This window comes from Marseilla massiliensis (genome assembly GCF_016899855.1).
In the GTDB taxonomy this organism is placed as follows: Bacteria; Bacteroidota; Bacteroidia; order Bacteroidales; family Bacteroidaceae; genus Prevotella.
On record NZ_JACJJG010000055.1, the window covers coordinates 1 to 18019 of the forward strand.

Consider the following 18019-nt stretch of genomic DNA (forward strand, 5'->3'; position numbering starts at 1 on the left):
TGAGGCCTTGCCTGTACACATTGAAAAAACTGCGCAACTGCAACTCTTTTAATGGTGCCTTATCCCGAACTCAAGTATATTATGGGTAAAGTACGGGAAGATATCATCACTCGGTAATCAGACAGGCATGGAAATTCGTTCATTTTATCATTGTGAAGAACAACGGGACACGGAAAAATTTAATGGAAAAACAGTTATTAGGATTGATGAACATTTATCAATAGCAACATAATAGTTTGAGAGTATTTCAAATTTTCCTCATGATAAAAAGTCTCCATAAGTGAGAGATACACGGTCTTTTTTACGGCATCGTCCGAAGGAAATGAAAGTTTTGATTTGGTGTGTTCCACCTAACGATAAAACGTGTATTATTAATTTATTTATTGTTTTTTACAACCAGCCTCCTAACTTGTTGATTTCCAGTATTTAAGACAGGGCAAAGAGAACAAGCCCCTTCATTCCATACCTTTTGTCTTGATATGGTTTGAAGAGGCTTTTTGTTTTGTTTGTTTTATGCCGTCTTATTGTCTTGCCGCATTCAATTGGCTTATCCTGTATCTTTTTCCGTTCTCTTTCCTTTGATACAATTCGTTTCTCTTGCTTCCGAACTTTCCACGGTTTGAGTTGTAGTTGTTGATTGCCATTTCCTCTATGTCCCTTTCGTTTATCCCGTGCCTTCCGAATGTTGCTTTCAGATAGTCCACCGCAACATCAAAGAGGACACCGTAAAGACACAACCACTTGGCCCTTGATAATATTGACTTGTGCCTGTTACCGTCCTTGTATGAGTCGGGATATTCCTTTCTCCAGCATTTGTCAATATAGTTTGTTAGCTGCTTGTCCTTCCATCTTGCCTGAAAAATTGAGTTAAGCTTGATTTCTTCTCCTGTATGCTTGAACTCCTTGCTTGACCATCCCTTGTTGTAATCTTTCTCCGGCTGGTCTGGAATGCTTGGGTCGTAAACGAAATGGTATGGGGTAATATTGTCCCTGTTCGGATTGAGCCATACATCAGGGTCGTAGCTCAAGAAACACGTCCTGCTCAAATTACTGCATCTCTTATCAAATTCATCGGTGTTGGGATACAGTTTGAGCTTTACCTGCCAAAATAAGTTGTAATGGTATTCTGGATTTGTATTGTCATGGAGCATCGCAACCTTGAGGCCCTTGTTACTTGCGGAAAACCAGATTGCATAAATGAAAAGTCTGTCTGCATATCGGATTAGCTTTTCCTTGAATTTTGCAGCAGTTTCATGGTCGGGGAATTTGTCGAAGTCGAGGATGAGGATGTTGGAGTATTCCTGCAAGTTGGTTATGTCGTCGTTCCTGTAATAAAATGTTCCAGAAGGCGCAATCATGGGGAGTTTCTTTTTCTCCTTCTTGAAATTCTCTTCGGTTATTTGGTCCCTTGCCATTTCAGTCTGTTTCCTTAATTCCTCGTCCTTCGGTATCATTTCAAGGAGAACGTAATCAAGGTTCCTATATATCTTGCTTCTTGAGTCTTCCGAGTTGTTGTAGAAGCTGACCGTGTTTTTGATTTTATTCATATTTTTCATAACTACAATTTTTATGTTCGTTTTATTGTTTTTCTGCATGTTTGGAATGTAACTTGTTTGTTTTTCTGTTGACATTCCATTGATTTTTCATCTTCTTGTCGTTGGTCTTGTTTTGTCTTTTTATATTCCTGTTGCCGTCAAACCAATAAAAAAACAGGAAGCGACATCATAATTCAAGGCGGCCTGTTGTATGTTTTTCTTTTTGTCATGGCTGTAATTTGTTTTGTTTTTCGTTGATGTTTGATTGTCCGTGAAAGGAACGTCAAACTAAAATCCCCATTCCATCTTTTAGTTATAGCATCCAAGTTTGTTTTTGTTTTTTCCCAATAACCAAAGAATGAATTAAACATCTTGGACTTTGTTTCATCATACGGATTAAGGAATGTAAAGGAAAGACAAGAGAGTGACTTCGTCCCTTTGGCAGTGGAGAGAAGAAGAGTATTTTATTTGTCCATCTCTTTCTCCACTATCACACACTGCGAAGCAAGTGTTGTTGTTTTCTTATTCATCTTATTCTTAGGTACTATTTTTACTTCTCTATAATATTAATACGTAGGTCGAAAAATAGTACCTTGCAATTTCATCCACTCATTCCTGTCTTATTGGCTTATTTACAGGAAAAGAGAATCTTATTTGTTTAGGTGCTATATTTTACTTCTCAATAATAGTAATACGTCCATCGAAAAAAGCACCTTGCAATATTACATCCAAGATAAAGAGAACAACATTTAATAACCCGGCTTTTTGAATCGAGTACCAAGGCTGTTTTTCCATTCCATTATCGCCAAAACCAGACAGCCTTTTTTATTCCTGCTTATTTGAATTTTACATCTTGGTTTGGTTGTATGTTTCATCTTACATCCCATCGGGCCAAGCCAACAAACAAAAAACGGGCTGGATTTAATTGTCTTTTTCTATCTCTTTTTATGTTTTGTCCTTGGTTGATGGTTAATGTTGATTTTAGCTTATTGAACCTAAGACTGTATTTCAATGGACGGACTGTCAACATTTTCTTCTTGTCATAATGGAAAACAATCAAATGACAATAAAATGAAGAATACTTGATTAAAGGGAGAGGCTACGCCCTCCGACAGTGGAAAGAAGAGGAGATTGTTGTATATTTTCTTCCTTCTCCACTTTCCTGCACCGCGAAGCAGGTGTTTATCTGTTTTCTTCTTTTATCCAATTATTTCATTTCATTATTCCATTAGGTACTATTTTTTAATCCTCAATAATATTAATACGTAGGTTGAAAAATAGTACCTGGCATAATAATGACGGAATGGCAAAAACAAACATGATTCAAGCCGCCTGTGCCTTTTCTCCCGATATGATGTCAAGCGTTATGCCGAGTTTCCCAAGGTTTTCAATTAGGGGCTTGTATCTCTGTCTCTTCCTGTCATGCCTCGTAATACCCAACAATTCAAGGAAGCCGAATGTCACCTCCTTCTTGTATTCCTTTCCCTGGACTATGGCCTCTTGCATCTTGTCGTCACTTCCGGCCAACAAGATTATTTCTTCCTTTACGTTCTTCCTTATGTTCAGGCTTTCAAGTCTTATCCTCCAGTCCTCGTGCTTGATTGTATTCCTTGCCTCGATTTTGTTCTTGTTGAAATAAGAATCCATCCTTGAAATGAAATCCGGGTTGAAGTCGTCGGTGTAAAAGACTGTGTATCTCTCTCCTTCAATATGCTTCCTTATGCCGATTCTTGTTATGAGCTGCGAGAAATACCAATCCTTATGGGCCTGTGAGTCCGTCCTTGTACCGTATGCCTTCCTGATTTTCGCAGCTTCAGTATTAGGCAAGTTCCAGTCACCACAAAGTATAATCTGCTCCATGTCCCTGAATTTGTTTGTGCTTTTGTTGTCTGTCGCCCCGTAGTAAGTGACATGGAAAAGGCTTTGGTTCACATTCCTTCTTAACAGTTCATCCCTTATCCTGCTTGCGTAAGAAGAAACGCCGGGACTTTCATCTTCTCCGTTTATGTCCTTCCAACAGACAACCAATGTAGGCTTGATGATGAGTTTCGCGATGTTGTCAAGGAAAGAACTTAATTTTTCATTGTCCACAGTCTTCCTCTTGACACCGAACTCCAACCTTGCAAAATCAGTGACGGTGTTGTATTTCTCCTTGACATCCAACAGCTTGAAGCACGACGAGCCTCTTAGCAATATGTCAGCCACCCCCTCGAAGACAAGTATGTAATTCTTCATCTCTATGTTTCCGGGGCAAAGGTCTACGGGGTTGAAAGTTATGCCGACCTTTTTTGCATCTTTGTCCGAGAGCATCCAAGTGTCGAAACATTTGGGTATGAGGTTCAGCACGACATCCCTCTTTATCCTGTCAATCTTGCAGTCGCGTTTGAAGAAGTCGTTGCCGGTGCCTCTTATGAAAGCGTCATAGAACAAATCCAATTCGTCCTTGTCCTTGCTTACGATTTTGCCATCACCGTCAACCTTTCCGAAAACCCCAAGCAACGTCCTGTCAAATTCCACGAAAGGATTGATGAAGGTCGGAGTCTCGTCAAAAACCACATACTTCCTCAGGTCTTCCCTCGACATCAATGAAGCAAAATCACCGTCAAACGCACTTACTTCTTCTTTCGGCTTGTAAATGAGGAAGTAATTTATGAGGTCGGTCCAGAAGCGCACATGTGTTATAAGGATTACTTTCTTGTCCAATAATATCCCTGGGTTGTTCTTGTAAATGTCGAAGAAACGCGACCACCTTGAATCGCTTGAGACAATCATCACGTCGTCAAACCTTAAATCGCATGAAGCCGAGTTTACAAGCTCACAAACAATCCAATCGTACATCTTGCCCAGTTCCTCGTTCGTATCGACACAGTAAAGGATGCCGTCATCGTGTTTCTGTCTTATCAGGCTCTTTATCGACTCCGTTTTTCCCGAACCTTGGCCGCTGGAAACCTAATATCCACCATGCTTGTCTGGCACGTCAATCACACCGGTCTTGAGTTTCATCGTAAATCCGTCCCCCGTAAGATGAGGGGATATGTTGAACAGTTCTTTCATGATTCTTGCCCTCCTTCGTTTTCACCTTCAACGTCGTCAACCACATCCCATTCGCCGCAGTGTCTCATTAAAAGGAATTCATAAAGCGACATTACATCCTCCTCGGTGAAAAATCCGGGGTCAATGTCGTTCCGCCCGTTTTCCATGGTCCTGAAGTCGTCCCTTATCTGTTCCAAAAGCTCCGACTTTTTCAAAATCTTCTTCTCGTTCATAACATTCAAGTTCTTAATATTTTATTTGTTCACAATCAAGGGACAAGGTTCGGCGTCCATTCCCTTACAACATTTAAGTTCATCAGTTGCAAAAGAGGACGCCAAACCTCATCTCTGTCAAAAGAGTTTCAAGCAACGGTCAGACGTGTTGGAACCTGTCCTGCTTTTCCATGTAATCCCACTTGTCTCCGTTCCATTTCCTTCCCAGGGCGTTCATGTCATCCACCTTCCTGTTGTGGTATTCCCTGTACCTTGGGTCGCTCCTGTCCGTCCATTCAAGGTTGTCCGAGTTGAAATTGAGCCAGTCGTTGTCCTTGTGGAGTATTGCCGGGTCTTTGAATTGTTCCTTGTTACCATTTACATACCCGGCAATTTCCATCAGCCTGTCAACATTAATCCGTTTCCATTCATATCTTTTCCATTGCCTGTGATGGACTTCATACTCGACAAAAGGCTCAATGACGCCAACAATGTCAGTATCCATTCCACCACTGGTCATACCCACACTCAACAGTTTCCCCTTCTGGTAAACCTTTCCGTCCCTTCTGACTTTTATCCCATACGTCATCTTAACCTCTTTTTCCAGGGTTGCCGGCGTATTAGGATAGGCCTGTTTCCGTTCCATCCATTCAAGGTTTTTGTAATGGTCGTTTTGCAAGTTCCCGTCCTTATGAACTAAAACATAGTCCTTCCCGTCATTTGGTTTTGGGGGACAGAAGCAATCGGCTACCAAATCTTGAATATGAACCCTGCCATATTGTTTGTTCTCGATATATCTAAGACCTTCAGAACCGACATTGATTTTTGGGTTGTATTTTTTCAGTTTCCCTCCGTCCGCCTTGTCTATAAACTCTTTCTCGACAATCAGTCCGTCCTCGCTGATTTTCGTAGATGTCTTGTAATGCTTGCGGATTCTTACACCATTCCTAATCTCTTCTTCCATTTTCATTCCCTTTCCTTGAATTGATTATAAGTTCTACATCAAACTCATTCTTTAAGAACCTTCGCAATGTGTTATAGGCGTCGGCTCTCTTTCTTTCTCTTGGTATTACGGTCAGCAGCTCCGCCAAGTCAACCTTGATGCAGAGACCGGTTTCAAGAGAGTGCCCGATATACTTTTCAAGTGCTTCAATATCAGCCTTGAATTTCTCCGGCACAATCACTGTGTTTCTTTTACTTTCGATTACATCAGGAGAAACACTGTCCTGACGGTTTTCCGGGTACTTTACTTCACTGGAAAACAAATTATTCAAACACTGTATTATCATGTGTTTTTAATTTGTTTATTTCATCATTTAGGCTTTGAGTCCTTTTGAAGCGCGTTTTGACGGTTTGGGGGCTTGGTATTCTTAAAGTATTGAAACTCAGTCTGTTATCTTCCTGCTTGTAAAAGGCCGTAAATCAGCTTCCAATATGCCGTATTTCACCTTCCAATTCACCGTCTTTTACAATGCAATTCGATACCTTTTGCAATACGCCTTGTTTTTGGCCTGTTCCATAATGCAAGTTGAGAACCGCCGAAAGCCTTAATGATGAGGGTGAAGTTCGAGAGACAACCCTTATCCGACGACCCATGCAAAAGGTCGTATTCGGATTATCGCTTGGCTTATGGAATGAAAAAAGAAATAATGGGTCAGGCAAAAATCAGGCAGGAGACGCCACAAGTGAAGAACCTGTGGAAAAGGTTGCGGAATTGGAAAGGCAGCAAGTCGATGGCCTTTGGTGACGACCCATTGCAGAATATCTCTGCCTTATGCGCAGTTTAATGAAGCGTGGTGAACCTGAAAATGGAAGTCCGGGATGTCTTGCGAAGAGCAGGATGTTCCGGCTTTTTTGTTTTTCCATTGTGGTGCTTGTGAAACTCTTGACCGAAGGGAGCCTCTAGTGAACAGGTGAAAATAACACTAATTTTTACTGAGAATGCCAAGTTTCCTATAAAGAAGGGTTATCTTAGAGTAAAAAGTGTTATTCCTTTTCTCACTAGCAGAACTACATCGGAGGAATATCCATAAGCACCACTTTTATATTTGGCTTTCTCACCTTTGTTTTGCCTTTTTACTTTTTTACCGTTTTACCTTTAAGAATTTTCCGTCTGCAAAACCCCGAAAGCCTTATTTGTGTATTAGTAAACAACATTATCGAACAATTTTAAAGAAAACATTTTATGGAAATCAAGAACATTTTGAAGACTGGTTATCACGTAATAGTGGTGGCCGTGACTTTAATCGAGGCCTTTGAGCTTGGCAAGAACCTCATAGGCAGGTGTAACAAGAAGACCGTTGGAGTTTCAGACACTGCGGTTGACACAAACGACGTTGAGAGTGCTTAGCGAAAAAGACCTCGACGTTCTTATTAATCTCTTTGAGGGAGTAACGACACTTCTGAAAGGAATAAAGAAATTGATGGTGACTTTTGAGAAACTTTTTGAATCTCGGAAGCCACCATAAGTTTTTTCAAAGCTTAATCATTTTGATATGGAAACTACAAACAGGAAATGCAGAATAATCAACATGAACGATGTATCTGCAACAAGACCGGACAAAAAGGCAAGGATTATACGAATGCCCCAACGTCCGGTCCTTTACTTTTTCAACATCGGGTGAGATGAAACTTAGTATAAAACAATCAAACAACAAGCAATATGGAAAATCTTTTCAAGCAACAAGGAACAATGACCTTGCCAATTGAACGTAAGGACATTGTAAGGGAACAAGATGAAACAAATGAAGAAAGGCATCCCAACTTCATCGAATCGAACACTCAGGCAATCACTTTGAGAGACCTGACGGAGAAGAACATAATACCGACTTTCAGCGACAACAGCCTTACAATATCGCACCAGAACTTCATCAGTGCTGTCACGAAGGTAGCAAACAACGTGTTCGGAGAGCTTACACCCGTTGAATGTCGTGTTTCACATCCAATAATAGGCCGTGTTCCATCTGCCCAACACAAGAAAGCGTATGAACTTTTAGAATCGGAGAAAACAGTGTTTTATCAGCGCATGGCCTTTGTCTGCCACGTCTTGGATTTGTCACGGGAAATCAACGGACAAACGGTAAACCTTTGCATCGGAGGAGTGAGGGCTTACAACGAAGATAAGCTTTACAGCAGGAGGTCGCCCATGAAATTCAAGGTCTTTGTCGGTTGGCAGGTAAGGGTGTGTTCAAACCTTATGTTAACCTGTGATGGAAATTCTGGGATAGTCGAGTGCATGACGGAAGCTGACATAATGCAAAAGACACTTGAACTTTACAATAACTTTGAGCCAATGATGGAAGAAACACTGCATCGACTTGAGAACTTGCATGACACGCCAATATCCGAAGAGCTTTTCTGCAAAATCATAGGGCGTATGAGGCTCTACCAAGCTTTACCGGCCAAGGGACAAAAGGAACTTCCACCGCTTACCCTCGGCGACTCGACAGTGAACGCAATGGTCAAGAACTACGTGACAAACGAGAACTTCGGCAAGAAAGACGGCCGGGACATAACATGTTGGAACTTCCTGCAACTGGCCAATGAAGCGGTGAAACAAACCTACATTGACAAGTTCTTGGACAGGAACCAGAACTGCACCGACTTTTCAATGGGAATACAACGGGCTATTGAAGGCGATGACACAGAAGGCTATTCATGGTTCATCAACTGACAACAAGCCGACAAACAAAATTTAAGGAGATACACAATTTCAAGACAATGACGATTTTGTGTGTCTCCTTTTTTGTTTGAGTGAATTGAAACTAAATCAACAACAACTTTAAAACAACAACGACTATGGCAAAATTCCAAAGACCACAACTTCCGAAAGACATCACAGAAGAAGAAAGAAGGGCCGCGATGTTCGACGCCCTTTATTCACTTGACCTCTCGGACAAGTTAGAGAGACGAGACAACGACAAGTTAAGCTATCTTTCATGGGCAAACGCTTGGGCTGAATTTAAACGTGCCTATCCAAATGCAGAGTACAAAATCATCAAGAATCCTACGACAAGCCTACCTTATTTCAACGACCCGAATATAGGCATCATGGTATATACAGAGGTGACGGCGGACAACCAGACTTACGAGATGTGGCTTCCTGTAATGAATGGGGCGAACAAAGCGATGAAGGAACAAGCCTACACCTACCAAGTCTACGACACCTACAAGAAACAATATGTCGAGAAAACGGTGAACGCTGCAACCATGTTCGACATCAACAAGACCATAATGCGGTGCTTGGTTAAGAATTTGGCGATGTTCGGATTGGGATTGTATGTCTATGCGGGTGAGGATTTGCCCAATGAAGAAACACTGCAAAATGACATCAACGCAACTAAGAAGCAAGCAACGAGAAAGGCAAGAACTGCAACTCCTTCACCAACGACTGCAACATTCCGACAACCCACACAGGATAAGTATGCAGGAATAAAAGCCGCTTTGTCTTACTGCAACGACCAGACTTCGCTTATGAACCTTTACAAGCAACACCAGAACGAAGTGGAGAACAACGCTGAAATAAAGGCATTGTTCACAGAAAGGAAGCAGCAAATACAAGCCGCATGATTTTCAAATGAAAAATGAATAATTAAAAATGAAAAATCAAATAAGCAATGAATGGTTAAAAATGGACAATCAAAGAACAACAACAATGGAAACAAAAAGAATAGAATTAAAAGACAGCGGAGTTCTTTTCAACAAGGAACTCCACGAATATCGGCTTGATGGGAAACAACTGTCAGGCATAACGGGAATGCTTCAAAGGCAACTGTTCCCCGACGAGTTTGAAGGAATACCCGACAATTTGCTCCAGGAAGCGGCAAGATACGGAACGGAAGTGCATGAAAGCATAGAAATGTTTGACACTTCCTGGCTCAATGACGGGACACAGGAAGTACAGGATTACATCAGCCTTTGCAATGAAAACGGCCTTGTGCATGAACGCTCCGAATACACAGTGACAGACGGAGAAAACTGGGCAAGCAACATAGACAAGGTTTACAGGACTTCAAACAACTCTTTTTCAATCGGTGACATCAAGACCTACGGCACAATGACATCGGAGAAACAGGAAAAGGCGAGGTGGCAACTCTCAATCTATGCTTACTTCTTTGAATTGCAGAACACAGGCGCAGAGGTGGAAAAACTGTTCATAATCCATCTAAGGAACAAGGAAAAACCTGACGGGACTTTCGACCATAGAGCTGAAATCTTGCCTGTTGAAAGAATACCGTCACAAACCTGCAAGGAGCTTTTGGATGCCGACCTACAAGGCAAACAATTTGTGAACCCTTACTCAATTCCCGACAAGTACAAGGAAAAGGAAAGTTACATCAGGCAGCTAATCCGGACCAAGAACGAGGCGGAAGAAGAACTTTCAAGGCTCAAGTCGGAAATTCTTCAAGATATGGAAGCAATAGGAGCGAGGACATGGGAGACCGGAACAATGAGGCTCACAAGGAAAATGCCGAGTGTCAGAATATCTTTCAACGCCGCAAAGTTCAAGGAAGACCACCCCGACATCGACTTCACACCATATGAAAGGACTTCAAACGTTTCAGGCTCTCTCCTTATTGCTGTGTAATACAAACAGGAAACTCTCTTCAAGACGGAGTGTATCACAAAGAAAAAGAAAAGTGGTACGCTCCGTTTTTTGTGTTTATGAACATTAATGTCAAACAAATTAAAACAAGAAAAACCATGCTTTATTACAATTTCAACTACAAAGAATTTACCTACCGCTTCGGATTTACTGAACACGACAACGGAAAGAAAAGCAGGAGGAACAAGGTACTGCTGAACTTCATCAAGGATAAGAACTTGTTAAAGGAGTGCATCAAAAAGAACGATTTTACTTTGCTGAACATCCCCAACGTAGCGGAGTTCAAGAAAACGATGTTCAACAAAGTAATGGAGGAAGGCGGACAAAGCGAAAACCTGCCGTACAAGGTGGAACTGATTAACTACACCTTCCGTTCAAGCAAGTACAGCACCGATGAAATGCGGGGACTTTGCGAGGACTCCGACTACAAAAGTTGCAGGTATATAAACCACAAGAACAACGGACGCATATTCAAGATGAAGGCTGGGAAGTTCATCCGCAACCTCATCCTTGAAACCGAGTTCGGACGGAAACTGAGCGAGCCAACACTCATCTATTTGCAGGAAACATTCTCCGAGGACTGGCAAACATACTCAATGTCAACCCTTCCCAAGAACAACCTTTACGTCAACGACAACTTTCGCGACATCTACAGCTCCAGCGAGTGCGAGGGAGATTTCTGCTCGTGCATGATGAACAGGGGCTTACATACATTCTACAAGGACGCCGTAAAGGCAAGCGCGGCATACTTGCGAAACACCGAAGGAAAAATCGTGGCACGTTGCGTAATATACAACGAGGTTCATGAGGAAGGCTCAGAAAAGGTTTGGAGATTGGCTGAAAGACAGTATTCCACAAACCAAGACAACCTTCTTAAACGGGCACTCATCGAAGCCCTTATCCGAGGCAACTACATAGACGGCTACAAGCAAGTGGGATTCGACTGTCACAACGCCAAAGGATACGTCGATATATACGGAAATTCATTGGAAGACAAGGACTTTTGGATAGACTGCGACCTGGAAACCTACGAGCTGTTGAGCTATCAGGACAGCTTCAAGTGGTACGACATATCAAAGCGCAGGGCCTATAATTTCTCCGACGTCTACTATGACTACTGCCTCGACACGACGGACGGAAGCATAGACGGGGAGGACGACGAGAATTACGACGAGTTCCACGACGAATACACCGACGCTGACACCGTGACAGTAATTTACCACGGAAGGGAGATGAGTTGCAGCGTTGACAGCCTGGAGGAGTTCATTTGGATTGAGTCCGAGGAAATCTACTACCACAAGGACGACCTGGAGATTTGCCCTGTCTGTGACGATTGGTTCTTGGAAGACGACGGATACAAGTCGGAGCTTACGGGAGAGACATACTGTTGCGTTGACTGCTTGAACCGGGCCGAGGACGAATACAGGGAGGAACATTGCCATGAGGAAATCGAACTCGCCAATGCCGCATGATGAAAAAACAAAAGGAGGATTGTGTAAAAACAAAAATCACGGTTCTCCTTCATCTTTTCAATCAACAAAAGACAAGTAAGCAACAACTAAAAACACCAAGATTATGAACTACAAATTATTGAAACAACTATACAAAATCCACTCGAAGTCAGGCTTTGAGGGGGAAATCATCACCTTTATCTGCAAGTGGACAAGCAAGAACGTACCAAATTCAAAGCTCGATTTGGACTGGAACACTGGCAACATCTACATAACCAAGGGAAAGTCAGAAACCTATCCATGTATTGTTGCCCATTTAGACCAAGTACAGGAACACCATCCAACCGACTTCATCGCAATAGAAACACGGGACTTGATTTTCGGCTACAGCCACAAGGAAAGGAAGTTCTGCGGGTTGGGGGCTGACGACAAGAATGGAATTTGGCTCGCACTGAAATGCCTTCAAAGGTTCGATGAAATCAAGGTCGCATTCTTTGTATCAGAGGAAGTTGGATGCATTGGAAGCTCAAAAGCCAAGATGGACTTCTTCGAGGACTGTAGGTTTGTAATCCAGCCCGACCGAAGAGGCAGCAACGACCTTGTTACAAGCATATCGGGATTGTCCCTTTGCTCCGACGAGTTCATAAAAGACATACAGCCCCAAATGTTCGGTTACAAGGAAACTTACGGTTTGATGACAGACATCGAGCAACTGAAAGAGCAGGGCCTAAACGTATCCTGCGTCAACCTTAGCTGCGGTTATTACGAGCCACACACCGACAACGAGTACACCGACAAGAAGGATTTGCTCAACTGCCTGCGCTTCATCGAGCATATAATCAGCAACTGCAAGAAAACATACAGGCACAAGGCTGAATACGACGAGCGGGCGTATCTGAATTTCGCTTACTCATCCTGGGACATCTACGACGAACTCTTTGAAATCATCCGTGAAGCCTTGCTGGCAGACCCGACGCTCACCCCGTCTGACATCTACGCTTTCTACGGCACGGATTACCCTTTCACGATGGACGATTTCGCTATGGTTTACGAAGACGCCATGAACGAAATCCTTTACGAAAAACAGGAAGATTGGCAATGAAAAGACATTAAGCCGTATGTCATTGAATATCAGGCAATTAAGTAAATAAGGAGAACCGACATCCCAAAACACGGCAAAACGCATTTCAAAAGACGGCAAATTACAATACAAAACGTGGCCTTTTACAATGCGATTAACGGCATATTGGAATTTGAACAAAAACCAACAAAACAACAACCAAAATGAAAGAACAATGAAACACAAGAGAACCGAAAACAAAAGCGGCCTGATTATAAGGCTTTTCAAGCTGCCTAAGAAATTGGATTTTAAAGGAAGGGAAGTTGTTGTGAAAATCATAAAACACATAATCCGAAAGTCCTATAAAATCTGAACTTTCCAAGAACAAGGGATATGTGAAAAGCGGGAATACAGTAAAACCTGAAATTTCACATATCCTCTTGTTTTTCATTCATTAAACGAAAAATATTAAGACTATGAACAGATACCATTTCAACGTGACAATCAACGGCGTGAAATTCAGGGTGAACGTAAACGCCAACAATTCAGTCTCTGCCTACGGAAAGGTAAAAAGGACTTATCCGATGGCAACAACAATCACCCTCATAAGAGCGGAAAAAGTATGGAACCGAAGTATGTTATAATCCTCGACTTCTGCACCGGAGCCTTGAACATCATAAAGCTCATCGAAGAAGAACTGCAGGAATCCGAGAACTACGACGATTTCGAGTCTTTCCTGTCAACCCTTGAAGGCAAATACGGTTTCAATCTGAACAACTGCCAATGGATGACAACCGAGACATTGAACATCTATTGGTATGAAGACGGACGAGAAACAGACAGAATTTAATCACTAAACAACGACAGGACGGCCCAAATTAAAACTGGTCGTCCTATTTTATTTTTTCCTGATAGTGAATTGTCTTAAAAAGTTACAAAAGCCAAAATCGCTTTTAACAAGTTTCTAATTTTTCAATCCATTCATTAAACAATTGGCACTTTTCACGAATTGTGTCCAATCCAATTTCTGAAGCTAAGCAAGCTCCATAGACAACCTTGTCGTAACCTTTTATTGCTTTCTTCAGACGTTCTGAAGGTGCAGTGGCTGGTCCGTTGTTAATTTCCTCTGGAGTTTCGACACATTTTATCGCTTGTTCTAATGAATGAAAATCAAGTTCGTCGGAAGTGAAGTTCCTGTTGAAAACAGATATGTCACTGAACAGCAAGGCTTCAAATTCATGTAATTGGATGTATGGAATGAACCTTGGACGTAGTTCTTCGTCTAAATCAAGTGACATCTTGTCGAACAAGAAATGCATCCTGTCATAAATATTTGTAATATTTTTGCTATCAATCCAGCCAGGGAAATTGTATGAATCCTTGATTCGGTAGTAATCAATTAACAATGTAACGAAACAATCGCCCTCGTTCAGGTGCATTATAATTTGCTTTTTCAATGTATTCCAAGATACGATGCCTCCATTTGAATGTTTGATTGTGGGGCACTCGATGGAGATGTTTTTGGTCATGAAATAATTAGTCAGAACATCCTTGCAAAATTCTTGTTCTGTAGGGCCTTCACATATGATTATCATTCTTTTCATAATGGCTGCCCTCCTTTCAGTATATTTTGTTTCCACAAATCACCAAGGGTGTATTCTTCCAACCAGGCATTTAGGCTATCTTGCTCCAGTCTTTTCATAACGGAAACGCCGTTAATTTGGTTTACCGTGATAATATCCTCGGCATTAAAATTGCTTATGAGGTCGGCACTTTGTGTGGCAATGATGATTTGAGTGCCTTTTGCCGCCGCTGATTTTATCATACCGGACAATTTCTGGATTGCAAAAGGATGCAACCCCAACTCAGGTTCGTCTATGATTATGACTTTAGGCAGGTTGGGTTGCAAAAACAATGTGGCCAAGGCGATAAACCTTATTGTGCCGTCTGATAGGTCGGTCGGGCCGTAAACAGTTGAGCTGTATTTGTCAGTCCATAGTAGTCTGACCGTATCGGAAGTACTTACGTTGAAATAAAAATCGCTGAAATATGGTGCTACGCTTTGAATGGTTTTGACTATACGCTTATACACGATGGGAGCATTCTGCTGTATGCCATAAAGAAACGCAGCAATGTTTTCACCCTTTTCGTAAAGATAGTAAACATCGTTGGTTATGTTGCTTTCCTTGGTAAAAGGCGAACTTTTACCTGTATCATGGAAATGATATTTCTTTATTTCTGAAAGATACCTCTTAATATAATCACCTCTTTGGAGGCCGTTGTAAGATTTTATATTTGACTCGTTGTTGAAATGGCCTATTTCATAATAATCATCGTTGTATCCAATGCATTCTTTCGAAAGCACAAACTTACCATCGCCTTCTTTCAATTCAATAAGGTAAGAATTTTCTTGGAATTTTATATTTGCATAAATTGTATCGGTGACTTTGCTTCCCTGAAAGAAAAACTTGTCAACGCCGCCACTTATGGCTACATATTCGGTGAGTTTCTGTTCATACATCCTATTCAAGAACTCGAAAAAAGACAGGAAATTGCTTTTGCCAGAACCGTTTGACCCAATCAAAATGTTGATTGGGTTAAGGTAAAGTGTCAAATCCTTAAAAGACTTATATCCTTTTATTTCAATTTTGTCCATGATTGCCAAATTTGTTAAGGGCGTTACAGATATACTCATTATAGGATAACAGACTGGCTGAAATCGAATAATATTTCTGTCTCCTAAATTTTTTCTTTGTTTATTCCACAAAAGTACAAATAAATTGTGACAAAAAGAAAATTACAGTAAAGTTATTGGCAAATCAATCCAATATTGATGATAGGTTGAATGTGTATTTTTCTCTGTTTTTTTCATCATTTGCAGTTTTTAGTAATCTTTTAATGTAAGTGTTTTTCGGAGTTTGGTGCTGTTTGTGGAATGTAGTCTTTCTCATTTCTATGTTTTTCAAGATCTAATGCTTTAATAATATTGAAGATGACAACACATATGTGATTGGATAATTCCAAATCTTTACTTTTTTATATGGCTTCAGACTCAGCAACTGCCAATAGATGACAAACTAAACAATGAATATCTATTGGTATGAAGATGGACGAGAAGTAGATTCAATTTAATCCTTACTAAAAAGTAGGACGACCCCAATAAAACGGGCTGTCTTGTTTTATTTTATTTTTCTTTCTTATAATGTGAGATTCAAGAATATATTTGGATGGTAATTTATAACTCATTACTTAATTGGCTTTCATCTCAAGTACCACCCAAACACCCGCATTGCCTTTCCCATCATACCTTACGACAGCAACTTTTTGCATTTCTGCCATGTTCGTTCTATAGCCCTTGGTGCTACACAAAGTCTCCGACATTTTTACCTACTTTATCATTATGTTCTGCGATGATGTCATCCATCGTTTTACGTTGGATAACGGCCATTACGCCACCACCTGTTTCTTCAATTGTTAGCATAGGCAACTGGACGCCTTCAAACTCTACTTTGACGATAATGCAAGCGGTAAATGGTGTATTTGCAAAAATATACAAGCCCCGCTATAGGTACAAGAAAGCGGGTGTCATCGTAACAGGTATAATACAGGACAGTCCTATACAAGCAGACCTTTTCGACATCAAGCCGGAGAAATACAACAAACTCAGGCTGATGGACGAAGCCGTGGATAGAATAAACATGTTTTATGGCTCGGAAACTGTTGTGATTGGTTCGCAGCAATATACTAAAAAATGCGGGAAGGGTAAAGCCGATGTTTTCTCAAATGCGATAAGGCATGACTTCAAAAGCCCCAACCCGACAACAAGATGGAGTGAAGTATTGAAATTGAGGTGAAGTTTTTGTCTCTTAATATATTAATCCATCATATTCATTAATCAATTCCTCATAGTTTAAGTTTATAACTTTAGAATTTTGATTAAGTCTGGTTCTAACAAATTCTTTTTTGTCTTTTTGCTTATTAGGTATGCGATATTCATGCATATCTTTATCAAGCATTTTCATGTCAAAATCTAATACAGATACAATGTCAAATATTTTTGCAGCCATTTCATTGCTGACTTCGTATGGTTTCCCATTCTCGTCTTTTAAATTATACTTGTTTCCTGAAGTTGAGATTTCCGTGATAATGCCATTGTCAACCATGGATTTAGCAGTATGCCAAATTATTAATGCTAGCAAATGTTTTTTTAGTGTTTTAAGCCCCTTAATTTTTTTCTTTAGGTCATCGTCTGTAATATCTTGGAAATGTCTTAAAAAAACATCTTCATATTCATCCAAAAACAGGTTAATTATATTTTGAGATTTAATAACTTTTGACGTGCTTTTAAACTTTCCGTTATTGATTCTTAACAATATGCTGCTTATTATTGGCTCATTGTCAGTTTCGACATATTCTGTTTTATTTTCAAAGTCTTCTCTTGCTAATGCTTTGGCCTTTAAAACTTTATTTCTTAAAGCCTTTAAGACTTTTACATCATTATATGTGGCTATCAATCCTTCTATTTTATCTTTATCCACCATATATTTACTAATTCTCCAAGCTATATCAAAAGACAGTGAGTTTTGTTGTACTTGGCTTAATTTAGAGAACGTTTTCTTTATACGTTGTTGAAGCATATAGCGTGTTTTCACAAAGACATTTTCTTGCCATACAGTATTGAGCATTTCTTTTTTACTCTCAGTATGAATATGATTCCATACACTTATACGCCTTACTAGGTTCGTCTTAAATTCGGAATAATCATGACCATATTTATAAAAAAAGTAGTATAGGCTTTCATACACTTTATTCATACTTTTATTCGACAACATTAGTGTCCCGTTAAAATGGGACGAGTTAAACAATTAATCAAATAGCCCCGGAATAATGGGATTATTTAGATCTTTGACATCATTGAAATTAGTCTTGTCGAACAGGTCACGCAAGTGGTTTTTATCTGTCAATGATATGCTGAGAATTTGCAAAACTTCATAGGTTGAGCGTTTCAACTTCATATCATGTTGGAACAATAGCCACAAGACAGTATGTGATAATAGCCACACTGATTTGTATGCGGACGGCGTTCTCTGTTGTGCCCCAGAATTTCTTTATCTTGAGGTGCT

Annotated in this window: 19 protein-coding genes and 1 pseudogene; 10 read left to right on the forward strand and 10 right to left on the reverse strand. The window is 40.6% G+C overall.

All coding sequences use genetic code 11. The features are described 5' to 3' along the window. Positions 1 to 521 precede the first annotated feature (521 nt). From H6A34_RS09620 to H6A34_RS09640, 5 genes are all read right to left on the reverse strand, one after another. Complete coding sequence (locus H6A34_RS09620) at positions 522 to 1556, reverse strand: BT4734/BF3469 family protein (RefSeq protein WP_205105199.1); 1035 nt, start codon at positions 1554 to 1556, stop codon at positions 522 to 524. Between the two features lie 1302 nt (positions 1557 to 2858). After that, positions 2859 to 4373 carry a hypothetical protein gene (locus H6A34_RS09625; protein WP_239480828.1) on the reverse strand — a complete coding sequence of 505 codons (1515 nt, stop codon included), beginning with the start codon at positions 4371 to 4373 and terminating at the stop codon, positions 2859 to 2861. Positions 4374 to 4585: 212 nt separating this feature from the next. Then, entirely contained in the window at positions 4586 to 4801 is a 216-nt protein-coding gene (locus H6A34_RS09630) for a hypothetical protein (RefSeq protein WP_205105201.1), read from the reverse strand. Positions 4802 to 4940: 139 nt separating this feature from the next. Further along, the gene (locus H6A34_RS09635; RefSeq protein ID WP_205105203.1) at positions 4941 to 5744 is read right to left on the reverse strand and encodes a hypothetical protein; all 804 of its coding nucleotides are present in this window, start codon (positions 5742 to 5744) and stop codon (positions 4941 to 4943) included. Continuing rightward, on the reverse strand, positions 5728 to 6069 hold the full coding sequence (locus H6A34_RS09640) for a hypothetical protein (protein WP_205105205.1): 342 nt from the start codon (positions 6067 to 6069) through the stop codon (positions 5728 to 5730). Before H6A34_RS09640 ends, H6A34_RS09635 begins: the two co-directional genes overlap by 17 nt. Before the next feature lie 345 nt (positions 6070 to 6414). On the opposite strand from H6A34_RS09640, the gene H6A34_RS09645 reads away from it, so the two are divergent. The 9 genes from H6A34_RS09645 to H6A34_RS09685 all read left to right on the forward strand — a co-directional run bounded on the left by H6A34_RS09645 (position 6415) and on the right by H6A34_RS09685 (position 13746). Further along, positions 6415 to 6567: a hypothetical protein gene (locus H6A34_RS09645; RefSeq protein ID WP_205105207.1), complete on the forward strand. Its 153-nt coding sequence runs from the start codon at positions 6415 to 6417 to the stop codon at positions 6565 to 6567. A 398-nt stretch (positions 6568 to 6965) separates the two neighbouring features. Beyond that, positions 6966 to 7130 (forward strand): hypothetical protein, encoded by a 165-nt coding sequence (locus H6A34_RS09650; RefSeq protein ID WP_205105208.1) that lies wholly within the window; start codon positions 6966 to 6968, stop codon positions 7128 to 7130. A 312-nt stretch (positions 7131 to 7442) separates the two neighbouring features. Then, the gene (locus H6A34_RS09655) at positions 7443 to 8453 is read left to right on the forward strand and encodes a DUF3871 family protein (protein WP_205105215.1); all 1011 of its coding nucleotides are present in this window, start codon (positions 7443 to 7445) and stop codon (positions 8451 to 8453) included. Between the two features lie 125 nt (positions 8454 to 8578). Then, a complete protein-coding gene (locus H6A34_RS09660) occupies positions 8579 to 9349 on the forward strand; it encodes a Sak single strand annealing protein (protein WP_205105216.1) in 771 nt (256 codons plus the stop codon). Between the two features lie 85 nt (positions 9350 to 9434). Continuing rightward, the gene (locus H6A34_RS09665; RefSeq protein ID WP_205105217.1) at positions 9435 to 10367 is read left to right on the forward strand and encodes a PD-(D/E)XK nuclease family protein; all 933 of its coding nucleotides are present in this window, start codon (positions 9435 to 9437) and stop codon (positions 10365 to 10367) included. A gap of 116 nt (positions 10368 to 10483) precedes the next feature. Then, positions 10484 to 11857 (forward strand): hypothetical protein, encoded by a 1374-nt coding sequence (locus H6A34_RS09670; protein WP_205105218.1) that lies wholly within the window; start codon positions 10484 to 10486, stop codon positions 11855 to 11857. A 103-nt stretch (positions 11858 to 11960) separates the two neighbouring features. Next, complete coding sequence (locus H6A34_RS09675) at positions 11961 to 12938, forward strand: zinc-binding metallopeptidase family protein (RefSeq protein WP_205105219.1); 978 nt, start codon at positions 11961 to 11963, stop codon at positions 12936 to 12938. 434 nt (positions 12939 to 13372) lie between these two features. Next, complete coding sequence (locus H6A34_RS09680) at positions 13373 to 13540, forward strand: hypothetical protein (RefSeq protein WP_205105221.1); 168 nt, start codon at positions 13373 to 13375, stop codon at positions 13538 to 13540. Continuing rightward, positions 13519 to 13746 (forward strand): hypothetical protein, encoded by a 228-nt coding sequence (locus tag H6A34_RS09685; protein WP_205105223.1) that lies wholly within the window; start codon positions 13519 to 13521, stop codon positions 13744 to 13746. Before H6A34_RS09680 ends, H6A34_RS09685 begins: the two co-directional genes overlap by 22 nt. Positions 13747 to 13849: 103 nt before the next feature. Here the strand turns inward: H6A34_RS09685 and H6A34_RS09690 are convergent, their stop codons facing one another. The 3 genes from H6A34_RS09690 to H6A34_RS09700 are packed head-to-tail and all read right to left on the reverse strand — an operon-like array spanning position 13850 to position 15862. Continuing rightward, positions 13850 to 14500, reverse strand: coding sequence for a DUF4276 family protein (locus tag H6A34_RS09690; RefSeq protein WP_205105225.1), 651 nt, complete (start codon positions 14498 to 14500; stop codon positions 13850 to 13852). Further along, the gene (locus tag H6A34_RS09695; protein WP_239480829.1) at positions 14497 to 15663 is read right to left on the reverse strand and encodes an AAA family ATPase; all 1167 of its coding nucleotides are present in this window, start codon (positions 15661 to 15663) and stop codon (positions 14497 to 14499) included. The genes H6A34_RS09690 and H6A34_RS09695 overlap by 4 nt, the downstream gene beginning before the upstream one ends. 52 nt (positions 15664 to 15715) lie before the next feature. Then, positions 15716 to 15862 (reverse strand): hypothetical protein, encoded by a 147-nt coding sequence (locus H6A34_RS09700; protein ID WP_205105226.1) that lies wholly within the window; start codon positions 15860 to 15862, stop codon positions 15716 to 15718. 513 nt (positions 15863 to 16375) lie between these two features. On the opposite strand from H6A34_RS09700, the gene H6A34_RS15020 reads away from it, so the two are divergent. Then, positions 16376 to 16750: a DUF4113 domain-containing protein gene (locus H6A34_RS15020; RefSeq protein WP_338088655.1), complete on the forward strand. Its 375-nt coding sequence runs from the start codon at positions 16376 to 16378 to the stop codon at positions 16748 to 16750. A gap of 12 nt (positions 16751 to 16762) precedes the next feature. Here H6A34_RS15020 and H6A34_RS09710 read toward each other — a convergent pair whose 3' ends face one another. Beyond that, positions 16763 to 17581, reverse strand: coding sequence for a hypothetical protein (locus H6A34_RS09710; protein ID WP_205105228.1), 819 nt, complete (start codon positions 17579 to 17581; stop codon positions 16763 to 16765). 180 nt (positions 17582 to 17761) lie between these two features. Beyond that, positions 17762 to 18019, reverse strand: a pseudogene (locus H6A34_RS09715) (IS4 family transposase); the annotation flags it as partial.

Excerpts from the sequence above, each read along its gene's own strand:
- H6A34_RS09620 (WP_205105199.1), bottom strand. The coding sequence starts at position 1,556 with ATGAAAAATATGAATAAAATCAAAAACACGGTCAGCTTCTACAACAAC.
- H6A34_RS09625 (WP_239480828.1), bottom strand. The coding sequence starts at position 4,373 with ATGTACGATTGGATTGTTTGTGAGCTTGTAAACTCGGCTTCATGCGAT.
- H6A34_RS09630 (WP_205105201.1), bottom strand. The coding sequence starts at position 4,801 with ATGAACGAGAAGAAGATTTTGAAAAAGTCGGAGCTTTTGGAACAGATA.
- H6A34_RS09635 (WP_205105203.1), bottom strand. The coding sequence starts at position 5,744 with ATGGAAGAAGAGATTAGGAATGGTGTAAGAATCCGCAAGCATTACAAG.
- H6A34_RS09640 (WP_205105205.1), bottom strand. The coding sequence starts at position 6,069 with ATGATAATACAGTGTTTGAATAATTTGTTTTCCAGTGAAGTAAAGTAC.
- H6A34_RS09645 (WP_205105207.1), top strand. The coding sequence starts at position 6,415 with ATGAAAAAAGAAATAATGGGTCAGGCAAAAATCAGGCAGGAGACGCCA.
- H6A34_RS09650 (WP_205105208.1), top strand. The coding sequence starts at position 6,966 with ATGGAAATCAAGAACATTTTGAAGACTGGTTATCACGTAATAGTGGTG.
- H6A34_RS09655 (WP_205105215.1), top strand. The coding sequence starts at position 7,443 with ATGGAAAATCTTTTCAAGCAACAAGGAACAATGACCTTGCCAATTGAA.
- H6A34_RS09660 (WP_205105216.1), top strand. The coding sequence starts at position 8,579 with ATGGCAAAATTCCAAAGACCACAACTTCCGAAAGACATCACAGAAGAA.
- H6A34_RS09665 (WP_205105217.1), top strand. The coding sequence starts at position 9,435 with ATGGAAACAAAAAGAATAGAATTAAAAGACAGCGGAGTTCTTTTCAAC.
- H6A34_RS09670 (WP_205105218.1), top strand. The coding sequence starts at position 10,484 with ATGCTTTATTACAATTTCAACTACAAAGAATTTACCTACCGCTTCGGA.
- H6A34_RS09675 (WP_205105219.1), top strand. The coding sequence starts at position 11,961 with ATGAACTACAAATTATTGAAACAACTATACAAAATCCACTCGAAGTCA.
- H6A34_RS09680 (WP_205105221.1), top strand. The coding sequence starts at position 13,373 with ATGAACAGATACCATTTCAACGTGACAATCAACGGCGTGAAATTCAGG.
- H6A34_RS09685 (WP_205105223.1), top strand. The coding sequence starts at position 13,519 with ATGGAACCGAAGTATGTTATAATCCTCGACTTCTGCACCGGAGCCTTG.
- H6A34_RS09690 (WP_205105225.1), bottom strand. The coding sequence starts at position 14,500 with ATGAAAAGAATGATAATCATATGTGAAGGCCCTACAGAACAAGAATTT.
- H6A34_RS09710 (WP_205105228.1), bottom strand. The coding sequence starts at position 17,581 with ATGCTCAATACTGTATGGCAAGAAAATGTCTTTGTGAAAACACGCTAT.